The sequence below is a fragment of the Actinoallomurus oryzae genome (assembly GCF_039541955.1).
Classification (GTDB): domain Bacteria; phylum Actinomycetota; class Actinomycetes; order Streptosporangiales; family Streptosporangiaceae; genus Actinoallomurus; species Actinoallomurus oryzae.
In genome coordinates, this window is the sequence record NZ_BAABHF010000015.1 from 217,527 (window position 1) to 231,416 (window position 13,890).

14 protein-coding genes are annotated in these 13,890 nt (G+C 72.9%); 4 read left to right on the forward strand and 10 right to left on the reverse strand.

Annotated elements, in window-relative coordinates; genetic code table 11:
- Nucleotides 1-76 precede the first annotated feature (76 nt).
- From ABEA10_RS09985 to ABEA10_RS10010, 6 genes are all read right to left on the reverse strand, one after another.
- Nucleotides 77-655: a phosphotransferase family protein gene (locus ABEA10_RS09985; RefSeq protein WP_345460583.1), complete on the reverse strand. Its 579-nt coding sequence runs from the start codon at nucleotides 653-655 to the stop codon at nucleotides 77-79.
- A gap of 145 nt (nucleotides 656-800) precedes the next feature.
- On the reverse strand, nucleotides 801-1,478 hold the full coding sequence (locus tag ABEA10_RS09990; protein ID WP_345460996.1) for a class I SAM-dependent DNA methyltransferase: 678 nt from the start codon (nucleotides 1,476-1,478) through the stop codon (nucleotides 801-803).
- 381 nt (nucleotides 1,479-1,859) lie between these two features.
- Nucleotides 1,860-3,071, reverse strand: a complete 1,212-nt coding sequence (locus tag ABEA10_RS09995) for an ABC transporter permease (protein WP_345460586.1) — start codon at nucleotides 3,069-3,071, stop codon at nucleotides 1,860-1,862.
- The gene (locus tag ABEA10_RS10000) at nucleotides 3,068-3,733 is read right to left on the reverse strand and encodes an ABC transporter ATP-binding protein (protein WP_345460589.1); all 666 of its coding nucleotides are present in this window, start codon (nucleotides 3,731-3,733) and stop codon (nucleotides 3,068-3,070) included. Before ABEA10_RS10000 ends, ABEA10_RS09995 begins: the two co-directional genes overlap by 4 nt.
- Nucleotides 3,730-4,863: a peptidoglycan-binding protein gene (locus tag ABEA10_RS10005; RefSeq protein WP_345460592.1), complete on the reverse strand. Its 1,134-nt coding sequence runs from the start codon at nucleotides 4,861-4,863 to the stop codon at nucleotides 3,730-3,732. Before ABEA10_RS10005 ends, ABEA10_RS10000 begins: the two co-directional genes overlap by 4 nt.
- Complete coding sequence (locus ABEA10_RS10010; RefSeq protein WP_345460595.1) at nucleotides 4,860-5,405, reverse strand: hypothetical protein; 546 nt, start codon at nucleotides 5,403-5,405, stop codon at nucleotides 4,860-4,862. The genes ABEA10_RS10005 and ABEA10_RS10010 overlap by 4 nt, the downstream gene beginning before the upstream one ends.
- Before the next feature lie 159 nt (nucleotides 5,406-5,564).
- On the opposite strand from ABEA10_RS10010, the gene ABEA10_RS10015 reads away from it, so the two are divergent.
- A complete protein-coding gene (locus tag ABEA10_RS10015) occupies nucleotides 5,565-6,221 on the forward strand; it encodes a response regulator transcription factor (RefSeq protein WP_345460598.1) in 657 nt (218 codons plus the stop codon).
- A gap of 23 nt (nucleotides 6,222-6,244) precedes the next feature.
- Nucleotides 6,245-7,396 carry a sensor histidine kinase gene (locus tag ABEA10_RS10020; RefSeq protein ID WP_345460601.1) on the forward strand — a complete coding sequence of 384 codons (1,152 nt, stop codon included), beginning with the start codon at nucleotides 6,245-6,247 and terminating at the stop codon, nucleotides 7,394-7,396.
- Nucleotides 7,397-7,402: 6 nt separating this feature from the next.
- Here the strand turns inward: ABEA10_RS10020 and ABEA10_RS10025 are convergent, their stop codons facing one another.
- The 3 genes from ABEA10_RS10025 to ABEA10_RS10035 are packed head-to-tail and all read right to left on the reverse strand — an operon-like array spanning nucleotide 7,403 to nucleotide 10,984.
- Entirely contained in the window at nucleotides 7,403-8,839 is a 1,437-nt protein-coding gene (locus tag ABEA10_RS10025; protein WP_345460604.1) for a dihydrolipoamide acetyltransferase family protein, read from the reverse strand.
- Nucleotides 8,836-9,852, reverse strand: a complete 1,017-nt coding sequence (locus ABEA10_RS10030) for an alpha-ketoacid dehydrogenase subunit beta (protein WP_345460607.1) — start codon at nucleotides 9,850-9,852, stop codon at nucleotides 8,836-8,838. Before ABEA10_RS10030 ends, ABEA10_RS10025 begins: the two co-directional genes overlap by 4 nt.
- Nucleotide 9,853: 1 nt before the next feature.
- Nucleotides 9,854-10,984 carry a thiamine pyrophosphate-dependent dehydrogenase E1 component subunit alpha gene (locus ABEA10_RS10035; protein WP_345460610.1) on the reverse strand — a complete coding sequence of 377 codons (1,131 nt, stop codon included), beginning with the start codon at nucleotides 10,982-10,984 and terminating at the stop codon, nucleotides 9,854-9,856.
- Between the two features lie 120 nt (nucleotides 10,985-11,104).
- Between ABEA10_RS10035 and ABEA10_RS10040 the strand changes: the two genes are divergently transcribed.
- Nucleotides 11,105-11,614 carry an Lrp/AsnC family transcriptional regulator gene (locus tag ABEA10_RS10040; protein ID WP_329236589.1) on the forward strand — a complete coding sequence of 170 codons (510 nt, stop codon included), beginning with the start codon at nucleotides 11,105-11,107 and terminating at the stop codon, nucleotides 11,612-11,614.
- Between the two features lie 7 nt (nucleotides 11,615-11,621).
- Here ABEA10_RS10040 and ABEA10_RS10045 read toward each other — a convergent pair whose 3' ends face one another.
- The gene (locus ABEA10_RS10045; protein ID WP_345460615.1) at nucleotides 11,622-12,089 is read right to left on the reverse strand and encodes a GbsR/MarR family transcriptional regulator; all 468 of its coding nucleotides are present in this window, start codon (nucleotides 12,087-12,089) and stop codon (nucleotides 11,622-11,624) included.
- Between the two features lie 136 nt (nucleotides 12,090-12,225).
- On the opposite strand from ABEA10_RS10045, the gene ABEA10_RS10050 reads away from it, so the two are divergent.
- The gene (locus ABEA10_RS10050) at nucleotides 12,226-13,782 is read left to right on the forward strand and encodes a GMC family oxidoreductase (RefSeq protein WP_345460618.1); all 1,557 of its coding nucleotides are present in this window, start codon (nucleotides 12,226-12,228) and stop codon (nucleotides 13,780-13,782) included.
- Nucleotides 13,783-13,890 lie beyond the last annotated feature (108 nt).

Below are 13,890 nucleotides of genomic sequence, written 5' to 3' on the forward strand. Positions count from 1 at the left end.
ACGAGTACGCCCGGCGGCCCGGTCCCCGCCGCGGATTCGATGCGAAGGTGCGCCGTCGAGCGGTCGGACTCGGGTCTCAGCGCAGCGCCGCTGCGAAGACGCGGCCGTTGGTCCTGGTGAAGGTGTGCTCGCGGTCGGACCATTCGATGCTGGAATTGATCTGTTCGGGACCGGCCACACCGGGGCGGGGATCGTTCAGCCGTTCGGTCCACCAGCGGGCGTTGCGGGACTGCCGGTCCAGGATCGCGTCCAGCAGGTCAGCGCGGCGTGTGGCGGTGAGCCCGTAGGCGTCGATGAGGATCCGCACCTGGGCGGCCTGAGCGGCGGCGGGCGGTGCGTCGGCCTTCGAAGAGATGCACCACGTCCAAGCCATGTATCCGAGGTCTTCGAGCGGTTCGCCGCCGGCGGCGGTGTCGAAGTCGATGAAGGCGACCGGCAGCCCGGCCCGGAAGACGGTGTTGTTGGGGCCGGGGTCGTGGTGGCAGACGACGGGGTGTTGCGCTCCGCCGAACCGGCGTTCGTGCAGGTGTATGAGGAGCCGAGCGACGAAGGCCGATGAGTCCGTGGTAGGTCGTCGAACCGTATCGGCGACGCGGACGACGCCTGGCGTGATCCGTCCTCCGGTCAGCGGAACTTCACCGGGTGACGGTCGCATGTGCGGTTCTCCTGGTCAGAGCTCTCACGTGGTGGCCGGCGGGTGGGCGGGTCGGCGCACCTACGACGACGGGGTGCCTCCCACCGTCGTCGACTTTTTCATCGTGCGCCGGCCTGGCCTAGGGGCGGGACCAGGAGGGGTTGCCTCAGGCCGGCTTGCGCCACACGGAGACGTGCTTGGCGGAGTCCGGGGTGAACGGCGCCCCGTCCCAGTCCGCGACGCGCCGTTCCAGCTCAAGCCCCGCGATCCGTGCCATCAGGTCGAGCTCCGCCGGCCACGCGTACCGGTGCCGGGAGGAGCCGCGGCGATAGCGGCCGTCTTCGCCGTCGCGGGTGAGATGGTGCGAGACGAGCATCTGCTCGACCAGGTCGAAGGTGTCGAAGCCGAGATGCCGCTCGGAGACGTCGAACGGCACCGCGACCTGCCCTGGCGGCAGGAACCGCAGTGGCGGCACGCCCAGCTCGATGACGAATCGGCCGCCGGGCGTCAAGTGACGTGCGGCGTTGCGGAAGCACTCGACCTGCTCGTCCTGCGTGAGCAAGTTCGTGATCGTGTTGTAGACGAGATAGACCAGGGTGAACTCGCCGGAGACGACGGTCGTGGCCATGTCTCCGATGGCGACCGGAAGCATGTCCTCGTCGACCTTGCGCCGCAGAACCGCTGCCATGTGCTCGGACAGTTCGATGCCCACAACGGGCACGCCGCGTTCCCGGAGCGGGACGCCCACACGTCCGGTTCCGATCGCGAACTCCAGTGCCCGGCCATCTCCGGCGAGTTCAGAGAGGAAGGCCAGGGTCGGTTCGAGGACGGCGGCCGAGGACATCTCGCTCTCCTCGGCGTCGTAGCGGTCGGCGGTCGCACGGGTCCATAGCTCGCTACTCGTCACGGTCGGCCACTGTGCCGAGTACGGCGGGGAGCTGTCCACGTATTTTGACTGTTCCATGCCTCTCCGGCTGGCCCGATTCCCATCCGGCGCTTGTTCGGGGCGGCGAACACCCGAGCACCTCGATACCCGCTTCATCGACCTTTTGAGTGCCTCCGATCGGCTCGCTCTGGGGAGATATGGCGCCAGGTCGGCGACCCTCTCGCGATGAGGTGGGGATCGAGGGAGCGACTGCGCGATGGACTTCTCGCCTTCACCAGGCTCTGGCCGGGTCAAAGTGCCCCTCACCATCCGCAGCCCCGCACGCGTCCGGTGCTCACGTCAGGCGGTGGCGAGGGCGGTGGTGGGGGACAGGCGGGCCGCGCGGACCGCCGGATACAGGCCCGCCGCCGCGCCGATGAGCAGCGTCGAGGCCATCCCGCCGCCGGTCGACCAGGCGGGCACCACGGTCTCCCACGACTGCGCGGTGGCGTACCCGGTCGTCACGACGATGCCGATGAGGACGCCGCCCGCGCCGCCGAGCGCCGACAGAAGCAGGGACTCGGCGAGGAACTGCAGCAGGACGTGGCGGCGGGTGGCGCCCAGGGAACGGCGCAGCCCGATCTCCGCCCGGCGCTCCAGCACCGAGATGACCATCGTGTTGGCCACGCCGACCCCGCCGACCAGCAGGGCCACCGCTCCGAGACCCAGCAGCAGGCCGGTGAAGGCGCGGTCGGTCGCCTGCCGTGCGGTCAGCGCGTCCGACGGCCGGGACACCTTCACCTCGTTCGGCGCCGCGGGGTTCGCCGTCGCCGCGAGGACCGCCTGAACGGCCTCCACGGCGGAGTCGTCCGTACGGGTGTAGACGGTCGTCGGATGCCCGTCGAACCCCAGGTACGTCGTGGCGGCGGACCAGCCGACCAGCGCCGCGGTGTCCAGCTCGGGGGCGAGGGGCACCGGGGCGAGGATGCCGACGACGGTGAACCATCGGCCGCCGACGTACACCTGCACGTCCGGACCCACCGCGCCGATGCCCAGCCGCTTGGCCGCTGTGGCGCCGAGGACCACGGCCGGGTACCGCGCGGTGGCGGCGTTGAGCCAGGCGCCGTCCGCCAGGGTCGCGCGGAGGGCCTGCGGGAGGTCCAGCGAGGTCGCCTGCACCGACAGGCCGCCGCTCTCCTCGGCGGGGATCCGGTCGCTGCGGTACACCTTGGCGTCCGGGACCGTGCCGGTCGCGCAGGCCTGCCGAACCGGTCCGATCCGGCGGATCATCGCGACGGACTCGGTGGGCAGCGTGGCCGTTCCGCCGGTCAGGGTGTCGCCGGGGGCGACGGTCAGCAGGTTCGTGCCGAGCGCCGCGAGCCGGTGGTTCAGGTCGGCGCGGCTGGACGAGGAGATGCCGACCACGGAGACCATCGCGGCGATGCCGATCGCGATGCCCAGCGCCGACAGGACCACCCGCACACGCCGGGTTCGCAGGCCGGCGCCGCCGACGCGCAGCACGTCGCCGGCCCGCAGCCGCGCGGCCGGTGGCCCGGTGGTCGCCTCGGTCATGGTCCCACCACCTCGCCGTCACGCACGGCCACCTGCCGGGGCAGACTCGCCGCGATGTCCCGGTCATGGGTGATCACGACGACGGTCGTCCCCGCGGCGTGCAGGTCACGCAGGATCTCCAGCACTCCGGCGCCGGACGCCGTGTCGAGGCTGCCGGTCGGTTCGTCGGCCAGCAGCAGGGCCGGCTCGCCGACGACGGCGCGGGCGATGGCCACCCGTTGCCGTTCGCCGCCGGACAGCTCATGGGGCGGATGGCCCAGCCGGTCGCCGAGGCCGACGAGGACAAGGGCGTCCGCCGCCCTGGCCCGGCGTTCTCGTACCGGCACGCCGGCGTAGAGCAGCCCGTCCGCGACGTTGTCCACCGCGGGCCGGCCCGGAGCGAGATGGAACCGCTGGAACACGAACCCGATGCGGTACGCCCGCAGCGCCGAGAGCCGGCGGTCCGACAGCGCCGCCACGTCGTGCCCGTCGACGCGGACCGTGCCCGCCGACGGCCGGTCGAGCGTGCCGATGAGATGCAACATGGTGGACTTTCCCGAGCCGGACGGCCCGACGATGGCGAGCATCTCGCCCGCGTCGATGGACAGCGTGACGCCGCGCAGGGCGGCGACCCCGCCGGGGTACTCCTTGGTGACCGCGTCCAGCTCGACCACGGCCGTCATGACGGCACCCCCACGGTCATCCCCTCCGTGAGGCCGCCGCCGGAGACCTCGACCCGGCCCGCGGCGAACAGGCCGGTCTCCACGGCCACGATCCGGGTGGTCGCGCCGGTCACCACCTGCACGCCGTAGCCGCCCTCGGACAGGGCGAGCAGCGCACCCACCGGCACCGTCAGGACGTTCTCGCGCTCGGAGGCCGCGAAGTCGACGTCCACGGACGCCTGGTCGAGACCGGCCAGGGCCGTCACGCGCCCGACCGCGATGGTGACCTTGATCTTCGTGGTGGGCTCGCTGTTCTCGTCGCCTCCGGTGTCGATCACGGTCCGGGCGCCGGAGACCTTCCCGGACACGGTCGTCCCGTTCGGCAGCCGGACGCTCACCGCGGTGCCCTGACGCGCCAGCCGCTCGTCGTCCAGGCCGAGTTCCACCGTGATCACCCGCGTCCGGCCCGTGCAGGTGAGCACCGCGGCGCCCGGCCGGAGGGCGTCGCCCGCGGCGGCCTTGCGGGCGGACACCCGTACGGCGTCCGGGGCGTAGACCACGCGGCCGGGCTCGACCGTGCCGGTCTTCGGCAGGCCGAGGTCGTCCTGCCAGTCCTTCACCGCCGCGGCCGTGTCCGCGGTGAACTCGCGGTCCACGGTGAAGCCCCGGTACCCCAGCGCCCACAGGTTCTTCTCGAACTGCCGGACGTCCTTGCCCTTCGTCCCCGGCGCCAGCGTGCGGTAGGCGGGAAGCGAGCCGTACAGGAGCACGACCGGCCTGTCGTCCACCCGGTAGAGCGTCTTTCCGCGTCCTACCGTGGCCCCGGTCACCGGCAGCGCGGTCAGCGTGCCGGTGAGCCGGGCGGTCACCGTACGCTCGCCGCCGTAGGCCAGCCGGCCGGACTCGGTCTGGGTGTCGATGAGGTTCTGCCGCGTCACCTTCGCGGTCGCGGGTGGCAGGCCGCCGCCGCGGGCGGCGGGCGGGTCATCGCCTCCCAGGCCGAGGCCGGTGGCGGTGACGGCCGCCGTCCCGGCGACGAGCAGCACGGCGGCCACGGCCACGACCCGGCCGGCCCTGCGGCGCCGCGCCCTGGGCGCGGCCGGCGTGCCGACCGGCCGGGTGGCCACGGGCCGCCGGCCGGTCCGGATCACTCGCTTCCCCCGGAGTCGGTCGTCGTCGCGCCGCCCCCCGGCCGGTACTTCGAGCACTTCTTCTCGGCCGCCTTGAACCCCGCGCTCGTCGGGTCGAGCCCGGGTCCGCCCTTGATCGAGATGCTGCCGTTCGCGTCGGGGTCCGGGAACTTCGGCACGCCGTTCGCCCGCATGCACGCGGCGAGCTTCCGCTGCCGTTCCACCATCTCGGGACTCGTCTTCTGCGGCCGGCCCCCATTGGGCAGGTACTGCTTGCACTGCTGCGTCGCCGCGTTGGCCTTGTGCGGATCCGTCCCCTTCGGCAGCGTGATGTCGAGCCCGCCGCCGCTCTTCGGGTCCGGCACGTCGATGCCGTGCTGCCGCATGCACTGGGCGAATTCCAGCGTCTGGTCCTGCTCGGTACCGCTGCCGGACCCCGCCCTGGCGGTGGCCGTCCTGGTACCGCCGGCCGTGGCCACCCCGTGGTCCTTCCCCGACCCGCCGCATCCGGCGGCCGTCACTGTCACCAGCAGGCCGAGGACGATGCCAGTCCTGACGCGCATGTTCTTCTCCTCCCGTGCCGGGCGGTTCCCGGGCACGGGAGAAGCTCAGCCGCAAGCGTGTTTCCCGGCCGTTTCCGCCGGCCGTGGGAGCCCCGCGTAGCGCGGTCCCTGTCCGGGCTCTTAACGCCGGGGAAACGCCCTGGCCGTCACCCTGGGCGGATGCGCATCCTGGTGGTGGAGGACGAGCCGCTGCTCGCCGACGCGGTGGCCGAGTGGCTGCGCGGTGACGCGCACGCGGTGGACGTGGTGGGCGACGGCGACGCCGCGCTCGAGCGGATCGGCGTGCACGGGTACGACGTGGTGGTACTGGACCGCGACCTGCCGGTCGTGCACGGCGACGACGTCTGCCGGGCCGTCGCCGAGAGCGGCTCCGCGGCCCGGGTGCTGATGCTGACGGCCGCGGCGGAGATCGACGACCGGGTCGCGGGGCTCAGCCTCGGCGCGGACGACTACCTGCCCAAGCCGTTCGCGTTTCCCGAGCTCGCCGCCAGGGTGGTCGCGCTGGGGCGCCGCTCGCGGCCCGCCTCGCCGCCCGTTCTGGAGCGCGCCGGCATCCGCCTGGACCCGCACCGCCGCGAGGTCCACCGCGACGGCCGGTACGTTCCGCTGTCACGCAAGGAGTTCGCGGTGCTGGCCGAGTTGCTGCGCGCGGACGGCGCGGCGGTGTCCGCGGAGCATCTCCTGGAGAAGGCATGGGACGAATACGCCGATCCGTTCACGGGCGCGGTACGGATCGCGATCCTCAAGCTGCGCCGCAAGCTCGGCGAGCCGCCCGTCGTCGTGACCGAGCCGGGAGTGGGGTACCGGATCCCGTGACCGGCGGCGTCCGGTCGTCGAGGATGACCATCCGGGCCCGGCTCACGCTCGTGTACGGCGGGCTGTTCCTGCTCGCCGGCACGGTGCTGCTCGGTGTGACCTACGCCCTCACCGCCGGCCGGCTGTCCGGCGGGACCAATACCATTTTCGGTTCCGGAGGCACGGTGGAAGGGCAGACGCCGTCCGTGACGCCGCCGCCCCTCGGAGACCGGCAACTGGTCGACCACGTCACGCGCGTGGCCCGGCACGACGTTCTCGGCTCGCTGCTCGCCCAGGGCACGATCGCGCTGGCCGTGGTCGGCGCCGCCGCGATCGCCCTCGGCTGGCTGATCGCCGGCCGGCTGCTCCAGCCCCTGGACCGGATGACCGAGACGGCCCGCCGGATCGCCGACGCACCGGCGGCCGACCGCGGACTGCACGAACGCATCGGGCTGTCCGGACCGCACGACGAGCTCAAACGGCTCGCCGACACGTTCGACCTCATGCTGGAGCGTCTCGACCGGTCCTTCGACGGGCAGCGCCGGTTCATCGCGAACGCCTCGCATGAGCTGCGCACCCCGCTCACGCTCAACCGGGCCCTGGTGGAGGTCGCGGTCCACCGCCGGGCCGCGCCCCCGGAGGTACGCCAGCTCGGGGAGACGCTGCTGGAGATCAACGCCCGTCACGAGCGCCTCATCGACGGCCTGCTCATGCTGGCGCGTGCGGAGCCCGAGGTGACCGAGCGCTCCTACGTCGACCTGGCGGACGTCGTCGAGCACGCGATCTCCCGGCTCGAGTCCGGAGCGGTCGCCGTGCACGCCGACCCCGGCGAGGCGCCGGCCGCCGGCGACCCGGTCCTGCTCGAACGCCTCGTGCAGAACCTCGTGGAGAACGGCGTACGCCACAACGTCCCCGACGGCGGCTGGGTGCGCGTCACCAGCGGCACGCTGGCGGACGGCTCGGCCCGGGTCGTGGTGAGCAACACCGGGCCGGTCGTCCGGCCGTACGAGGTGCCGGCCCTGTTCGAGCCGTTCCGCCGCCTCCGCGCCGAGCGGTTCTCCGCGACCGCGCCCGGTGCGGGGCTCGGCCTGTCGATCGTCCGGTCGGTCGCCCGCGCGCACGGCGGTGACGTACGGGCCGAACCACGGGAGAAGGGCGGCCTCGACGTCACCGTGGTCCTGCCCGGCCCGGGGTGAGCGATGCTAGGCGTGGGCGAGCAGGATCGCCGGGTTCTCCACGCAGTCGGCCACGTAGCGCAGGAAACCGCCGGCGGCGCCCCCGTCGCAGACCCGGTGGTCGAAGGTGAGGGACAGCTGGGCGACCTTGCGCGCCGTGACCGCGCCGTCGACCACCCAGGACCGGTCGATGATGCGGCCGACGCCGAGGATCGCGGCCTCGGGATGGTTGATGATCGGGGTGGATCCGTCGACGCCGAAGACCCCGTAGTTGTTGAGCGTGAAAGTCCCTCCGGTCAGCGCCCGGGGCGGCAGTTCTCCTGAGCGGGCCAGGCCGGTGAGCCGGGTCAGCTCCGCGGCGAGCCGCGCGGTCGACATCAGGTGTGCGTCCCGGACCACCGGCACGACGAGACCGCGGTCGGTCTGCGCGGCGAAGCCGAGGTTGACGTGCCCGTGCCGGACGATCTCGGCGCGGTCGGTGTCGACCGAGGAGTTCAGCTCGGGGAACCGCGTCAGGCCGTCCACGCAGATGCGGGCCAGCAGCGCGAGCAGCCCGATGCCGAGCTCGGGGCGGACCCGCGCGAGCGCGTTCTTCGCCTCGAGCAGGCCGGTGGCGTCCACGTCCACCCAGGTCGTGGCGTCGGGGATCTCGCGGCGGCTGCGGCTCAGCTTGTCGGCCACGGCCCGGCGCAGCCCGCGCAGCGGGATGCGCTCGGCCGTGAGCCCTCTCGCCGGTGCGGACGCGGACCAGGCGCCGGATTCCGCTCGGGCGCCCGCGATGGCCTGCTCGACGTCGCGGCGGAGGATCACTCCGTGCGGGCCGGTGGGGGCGACGGAGGCGAGGTCCAGTCCGTGTTCGCGGGCCATCCTGCGGACGAGCGGGGAGATCACGCGGAGCGCGCGCCGCCGTTCGGGGGCGGGCGCCGGCGGCAGGGTTCCGGCGGCCTTCCGGCCGGCGAGCCGGGAGCCGCGGCGCCGCCCGCGCGTCCCGGAGGCATGTCCGGTGCCGTAGCCGATCAGGACGTTGCCGGAGCCGGCCTGTTCCTCCTCCCGGTAGCGGACGGCGTCGGGGTGCGCGCCCGGACCCGCGTCCGTGGAGGATGCGCCCTCGCCCGTGGCGCCGGAGGGAGACGCCGTCCGGCCCGTGGTGTCGGAGAGGGGTGCCCTCTCGTCCGTGGCGTCGGAGGGAGGTGGCGTCTCGTCCGTGGCGTCCGCCGGGCCGACCTCGATGAGAGGTTCGCCCACCGCCAGGACGGCGCCCGCCTCCGCGCACAGCCGCCGTACGACTCCGGCGTAGGGGACCGGCACCTCCACGGCCGCCTTGGCGGTCTCGACCTCCACCACGATCTGGTCGACCTCGACCGTGTCGCCGACGGCGACCTTCCACTCGACGATCTCGGCCTCGGTCAGGCCCTCGCCGAGGTCGGGCAGGCGGAACACCTGCCGCGTGAGAACGGTCGTCATGACGCCTCCCGGTCCAGGTGGAGGACGTCGGGCTCGTCGTCGAACTGCAGCCGGTCCACCGCGTCGAGGATCCGGTCGGCGTCCGGCAGATGGGCGTGCTCGAGTTTCGGCGGCGGGTAGGGGATGTCGAAGCCCGTGACCCGCAGTACGGGGGCGGCCAGCGAGTGGAAGCAGCGTTCCTGCACGCGTGCCGCGATCTCCGCGCCGACTCCGGCGAACCCCTGGGCCTCCTGGACCACCACGCAGCGGCCCGTCCTGCGCACCGAGGACACGACGGTCTCGTCGTCGAACGGGACGAGCGTGCGAAGGTCCACCACCTCCAGGTCGACGCCGTCCCGGGCCGCGGCCTCGGCCGCCTGGAGCGCCACCGGGACGGCGGGGCCGTAGGCGACGAGCGTCGCGTCGCGCCCCGCGCGCCGTACGGCCGCCCGGCCGAATCCCGCGGCGCGGCGATCGCCGGGCTCGGTCTCGCCCTTGGCCCAGTACAGCCGCTTGGGCTCCATGAAGATGACCGGGTCGGGGTCGGCGATGGCGTCGCGCAGCAGCCAGTACGCGTCGTCCGGGGTAGCGGGCGTGACCACCTTCAGGCCCGGCGTGTGGGCGTAGTAGGCCTCGCTGGAGTCGCAGTGGTGCTCGACGCCGCCGATGCCGCCCGCGTACGGGATGCGGATCACCATCGGCAGCGACAGTTTGCCGCGGGTGCGGTTGCGCGTCTTGGCCACGTGCGAGGTGATCTGCTCGAAGGCCGGGTAGGCGAAGGCGTCGAACTGCATCTCCACCACGGGCCGGAGCCCGCCCATGGCCATGCCCACGGCGAGGCCGACGATGCCCGCCTCGGCCAGCGGGGTGTCGAAGCACCGGTCCTCGCCGAACTCCTTGGTCAGCCCGTCGGTGATGCGGAAGACCCCGCCCAGCGGGCCCACGTCCTCGCCGAAGACGAGGACGCGCTCGTCCTCACCCAGCGCGTCCCGCAGCGCGGTGTTCAGCGCCTGCGCCATCGTCATCGTGGCCATGTCAGCCCTCCAGTTCGGCCGCGAGCGACGCCCGCTGCTCGCGCAACTGGGGCGTGGGATCGGCGAAGACGTGGTCGAACAGTTCGTACGGGTCGGGCTTTCCCCGACCAACCGACCCCGACCTACCTCCCGGCTCCGTGTCAGCGTTCATCCGGTCCCGGACGCGGGCGGCGAACTCCTCGGCGGCCTCCTGCGCCGAGGCGACGCCGTCGGCGTCGAGCAGCCCCCGGTCGCGCAGGTAGGTCTCCAGGCGGGCGACCGGATCGGCCGACTCCCAGCGGTCGACCTCCTCCGGATCGCGGTAGCGCCCGGCGTCGTCGGCGTTGGTGTGCGGGTCCATGCGGTACGTGTGCGCCTCCACCAGGAACGGGCCGTCTCCCGCCCGCGCGTGGCGCACCGCCGTGGTCAGGACGGACAGCGTCGCGACGAGGTCGTTGCCGTCCACCTGCTCGGACCGCATGCCGTACCCGATCCCCTTGTACGCGAGCGCGGGGGCGGCGGTCTGCCGGGCCAGCGGTACCGAGATCGCGTACTGGTTGTTCTGCACGAAGAACACGACGGGGGAGCGCAGGACCGAGGCGTAGTTGAGCGCCTCGTGGAAGTCGCCCTCGCTGGTGCCGCCGTCACCGACGAAGACCATCGCGACGCCGTCCTCACCCTTGCGGCGGAGGGCCTCGGCCATGCCGACCGCGTGGAGGGTCTGGGTGGCCAGCGGCGTGCACTGGGGCGCGACGCGCGTGGCCACGGGGTCGTACCCGCAGTGCCAGTCGCCCCGCAGCAGGGTGAGCGCCTCGACCGGATCGATGCCCCGGGCGATCAGAGCGACCGAGTCGCGGTAGGTCGGGAACAGCCAGTCGTCCGCGCGGAGCGCGAGCACGCCGGCGATCTGGCACGCCTCCTGGCCGCGGCTCGACGGGTAGACCGCGAGCCGGCCCTGCTTGGTCAGCGCGGTCGCCTGACGGTCGAAGCGGCGGCCCAGCACCATGCGGCGGTACGCCTCCAGCAACTGCTCGTCCCCGGGCGCCGAGTAACCGGTGGGCGGCTCGACGGCCGTGCCGTTCTCGGCGACGAACCGCACCGGAACGGGTGAAGGAAGAAGGCCGTCGACCACTTGGCGATGTGTCACGGACATGGCGACGCTCCCTTTCTCTGGACGTTTGACAGGAGCAGCGTCCGCTTCACGCATCATCCGTTCAAGACATCAGGCACAATTAGCGACAAATAGGTCTCAAGCGGGCTTGGAGTGGACCGAATGTCGTCCGAAGAGGGCATCGGCGGGGGCTTGGCGGGACGTTCTGCCGGGCCGCTGGACGAGGTGGATCGCGCGATCATCGCCGCGCTGCTGCGCGACGGCCGGATCTCGGTGCGGGCGCTCGCCGAGCACGTCCACATCTCCCGCGCCAACGCCTACGCGCGGCTCTCCCGGCTGACGGACGAGGGAGTGATCACCGGTTTCACGATCGAGCTCGCGCCGCACAAGGCGGGCCTGGGCACCAGCGCGTACGTCTCGGTCACCATCGAGCAGAACGCCTGGCGCGCGGTGTCGGCCGGGCTCCAGGACATCCCCTACGTCGAGCACTTCGCGATGGTCGGCGGTGACTACGACGTGCTGGTCCTGGTCCGGGCGCCGGACAACGCGGCGCTCCGGCACGTCGTGCTCGAACGCATCCAGGACGTCCCCGGCGTCCGCGCGACCCGTACGTGGCTGGTGTTCGACGAGGCCCGGGGCCGGGGCGCGGACTGGGGGAAGGAGACGAGGTGAGGGCGGGTCATCCGTCCCGCGAGGCCGCGTACTCGCCGAGGAGCGCTTCGAGGCTCCGCGTCATGAAGGTGTAGTACTCGTGCATCTCCCGGAGACGGCCGCGCTGGCGTTCGGGCAGGTCCGCCCCGCGCGCCCGTGCGTGCTCGGCCAGGGCCAGCAGCTCGGTCGTCTGCTCCAGCTGGTGCTGGAGGCAGCCGGTCCACGCGTCGTCGCGCCACTCGTAGACGTACTGCCGCGAACCCGGCTCCTTGAACCGCCGTACGGTCCCGCTCACCATCAGCAGGCGTGTCGTCTCCGACATCGAGCCCTTGCTCGCGTCGAGAGCCGCCTGCAGCTCCGCCATCGTCATCGGCGTCTCGCTGAGCATCAGGACGCCCGCGGCCCGTCCGGCCATCGGGGGCCACCCCATCGCGCGGCCGATGTGCAGGCCGAAGTCGTCGATCAGTCCGTTCACGCCGCCGGCCGGGCTGGCCACGGTCGGGCTCCAATCGCTCAGAGAAAAATGAACTTTCACTCTTGACTGAACTTTCCCGCGAGGGCAGAGTCTACCGCCAACGGCGGCTCGGACGTCTCCGCAGCCGCGTTCCCCGGCCGGACACAGGAGGCTCGCCATGACGGACCCGGGCTGGGACCTCATCGTCGTCGGTGCGGGCTCCGCCGGAGCGGCGCTCGCCGTCCGCTCCGCCGAGCGGGGAAGGCGCGTCCTGCTCCTGGAGGCCGGGCCCGACTACCGGTCGGCGGAGATGCCGGAGGTGTGGCGGTCGCCGAACCCGGCCCGCGCGCTGCTCGACCCCGGCGCCGGGGAGCACCTCGTGTGGGCGGGCGTCGACTCCTCGCGTACCGACGGTCAGGCGCCGGCCCCGTACTGGCGCGGCCGGGGCGTGGGCGGCAGTTCGTCGATCAACGGGCAGATCGCGATCCGCCCGCCGATGGAGGACTTCGACGACTGGGCCGCGGCGGGATGCGCCGGCTGGTCGGCCGAGGACGTGCTGCCCTACTTCGCGAAGCTGGAGGACGACGAGGAGTTCGGCGACGAGGCGTACCACGGGCGGGGCGGGCCGGCCCCGATCTTCCGTACGCCGCGGGAGCGATGGGGGACGGTGGACGCCGCCCTGTGCGCCGCCGCGCTGGCGGCGGGCCACCCCTGGGCGCCGGACGTGAACGCGCCCGGGGCGAGCGGGGTCTCGCCGTACCCGATCAACTCGCGCTCCGGGCGCAGGGTCTCGGTCAACGACGCCTACCTCGAACCGGCCCGGTCCCTGCCCGGCCTCACCATCCGCGGCGACGCCCTGGTCGACCGGGTCGTGTTCGCCGGTGACCGCGCGGTCGGCGTCCGTTTCGTCGTGGCCGGCGCGGCGGTGACCGAGTACGCGGACGAGGTGGTGCTCAGCGCGGGAGTGATCCACTCTCCGGCGATCCTGATGCGGTCGGGCGTGGGCCCGGCGGACGTCCTGCGGCGGCTCGGCATCACGGTGCGGCAGGACCTCCCGGTCGGCCTCGGCATGCAGGACCACCCGATGGTCGTCGTCGACCTGCCGCTGACCGAGGAGGCGGCCATCCGGACGGCGGACGACCGGCACACCAACGTCTGCGTTCGCCACGCCGGCGGTGCCGTGCCGTATGACCTGATGTTCGTCTCGATGAACCAGAACGTGCTGTCCATGCAGGCCGCCGACACGCGGTGGCCCGCGGGCGGCCTGGGTGTGTGGCTGAACCACAACCACTCGCGCGGCGTGCTGACGCTGACCTCCGCCGACCCCGAGGCCCAGCCGGAGGTGCGGGAGCGGATGCTGTCGGATGCCCGTGACCGCGAGCGGCTGCGAGAGGGAGTCCGCGCGCTGGTCGAGCTGGCCCGCGGAGCCGAGGTCGCCCCGATCGTCGAGGGCTCGATCGAGGCGCGGAACGGCGAGCTGTTCGCGGTGCTGGACGACGACGCCGGGCTCGACGACCATCTGCTCGCCACCGTGGTGGACGCCCAGCACGGCACGAGCACGTGCCGGATGGGCGCGCCCGGTGACGCCTCCACGGTGGTCGACCCGTCGTGCCGCGTCCTCGGAGTCGACGGCCTTCGCGTGGTCGACGCGTCGATCTTCCCGTCCGTACCGCGGGCCAACACCAACCTGACCTCGATCATGGTCGGCGAGCTCATGGCCGACCGTCTCGCCTGAGCCGTCCCCGCGGAACGCGTGCGCTCTGACGGTCGCGTGAACGCGTGGGCCGTGACGGTCGCGCGGACGCGTGCGCCGTGACGGTTGCGCGGACGGCCCGGTCCGTGC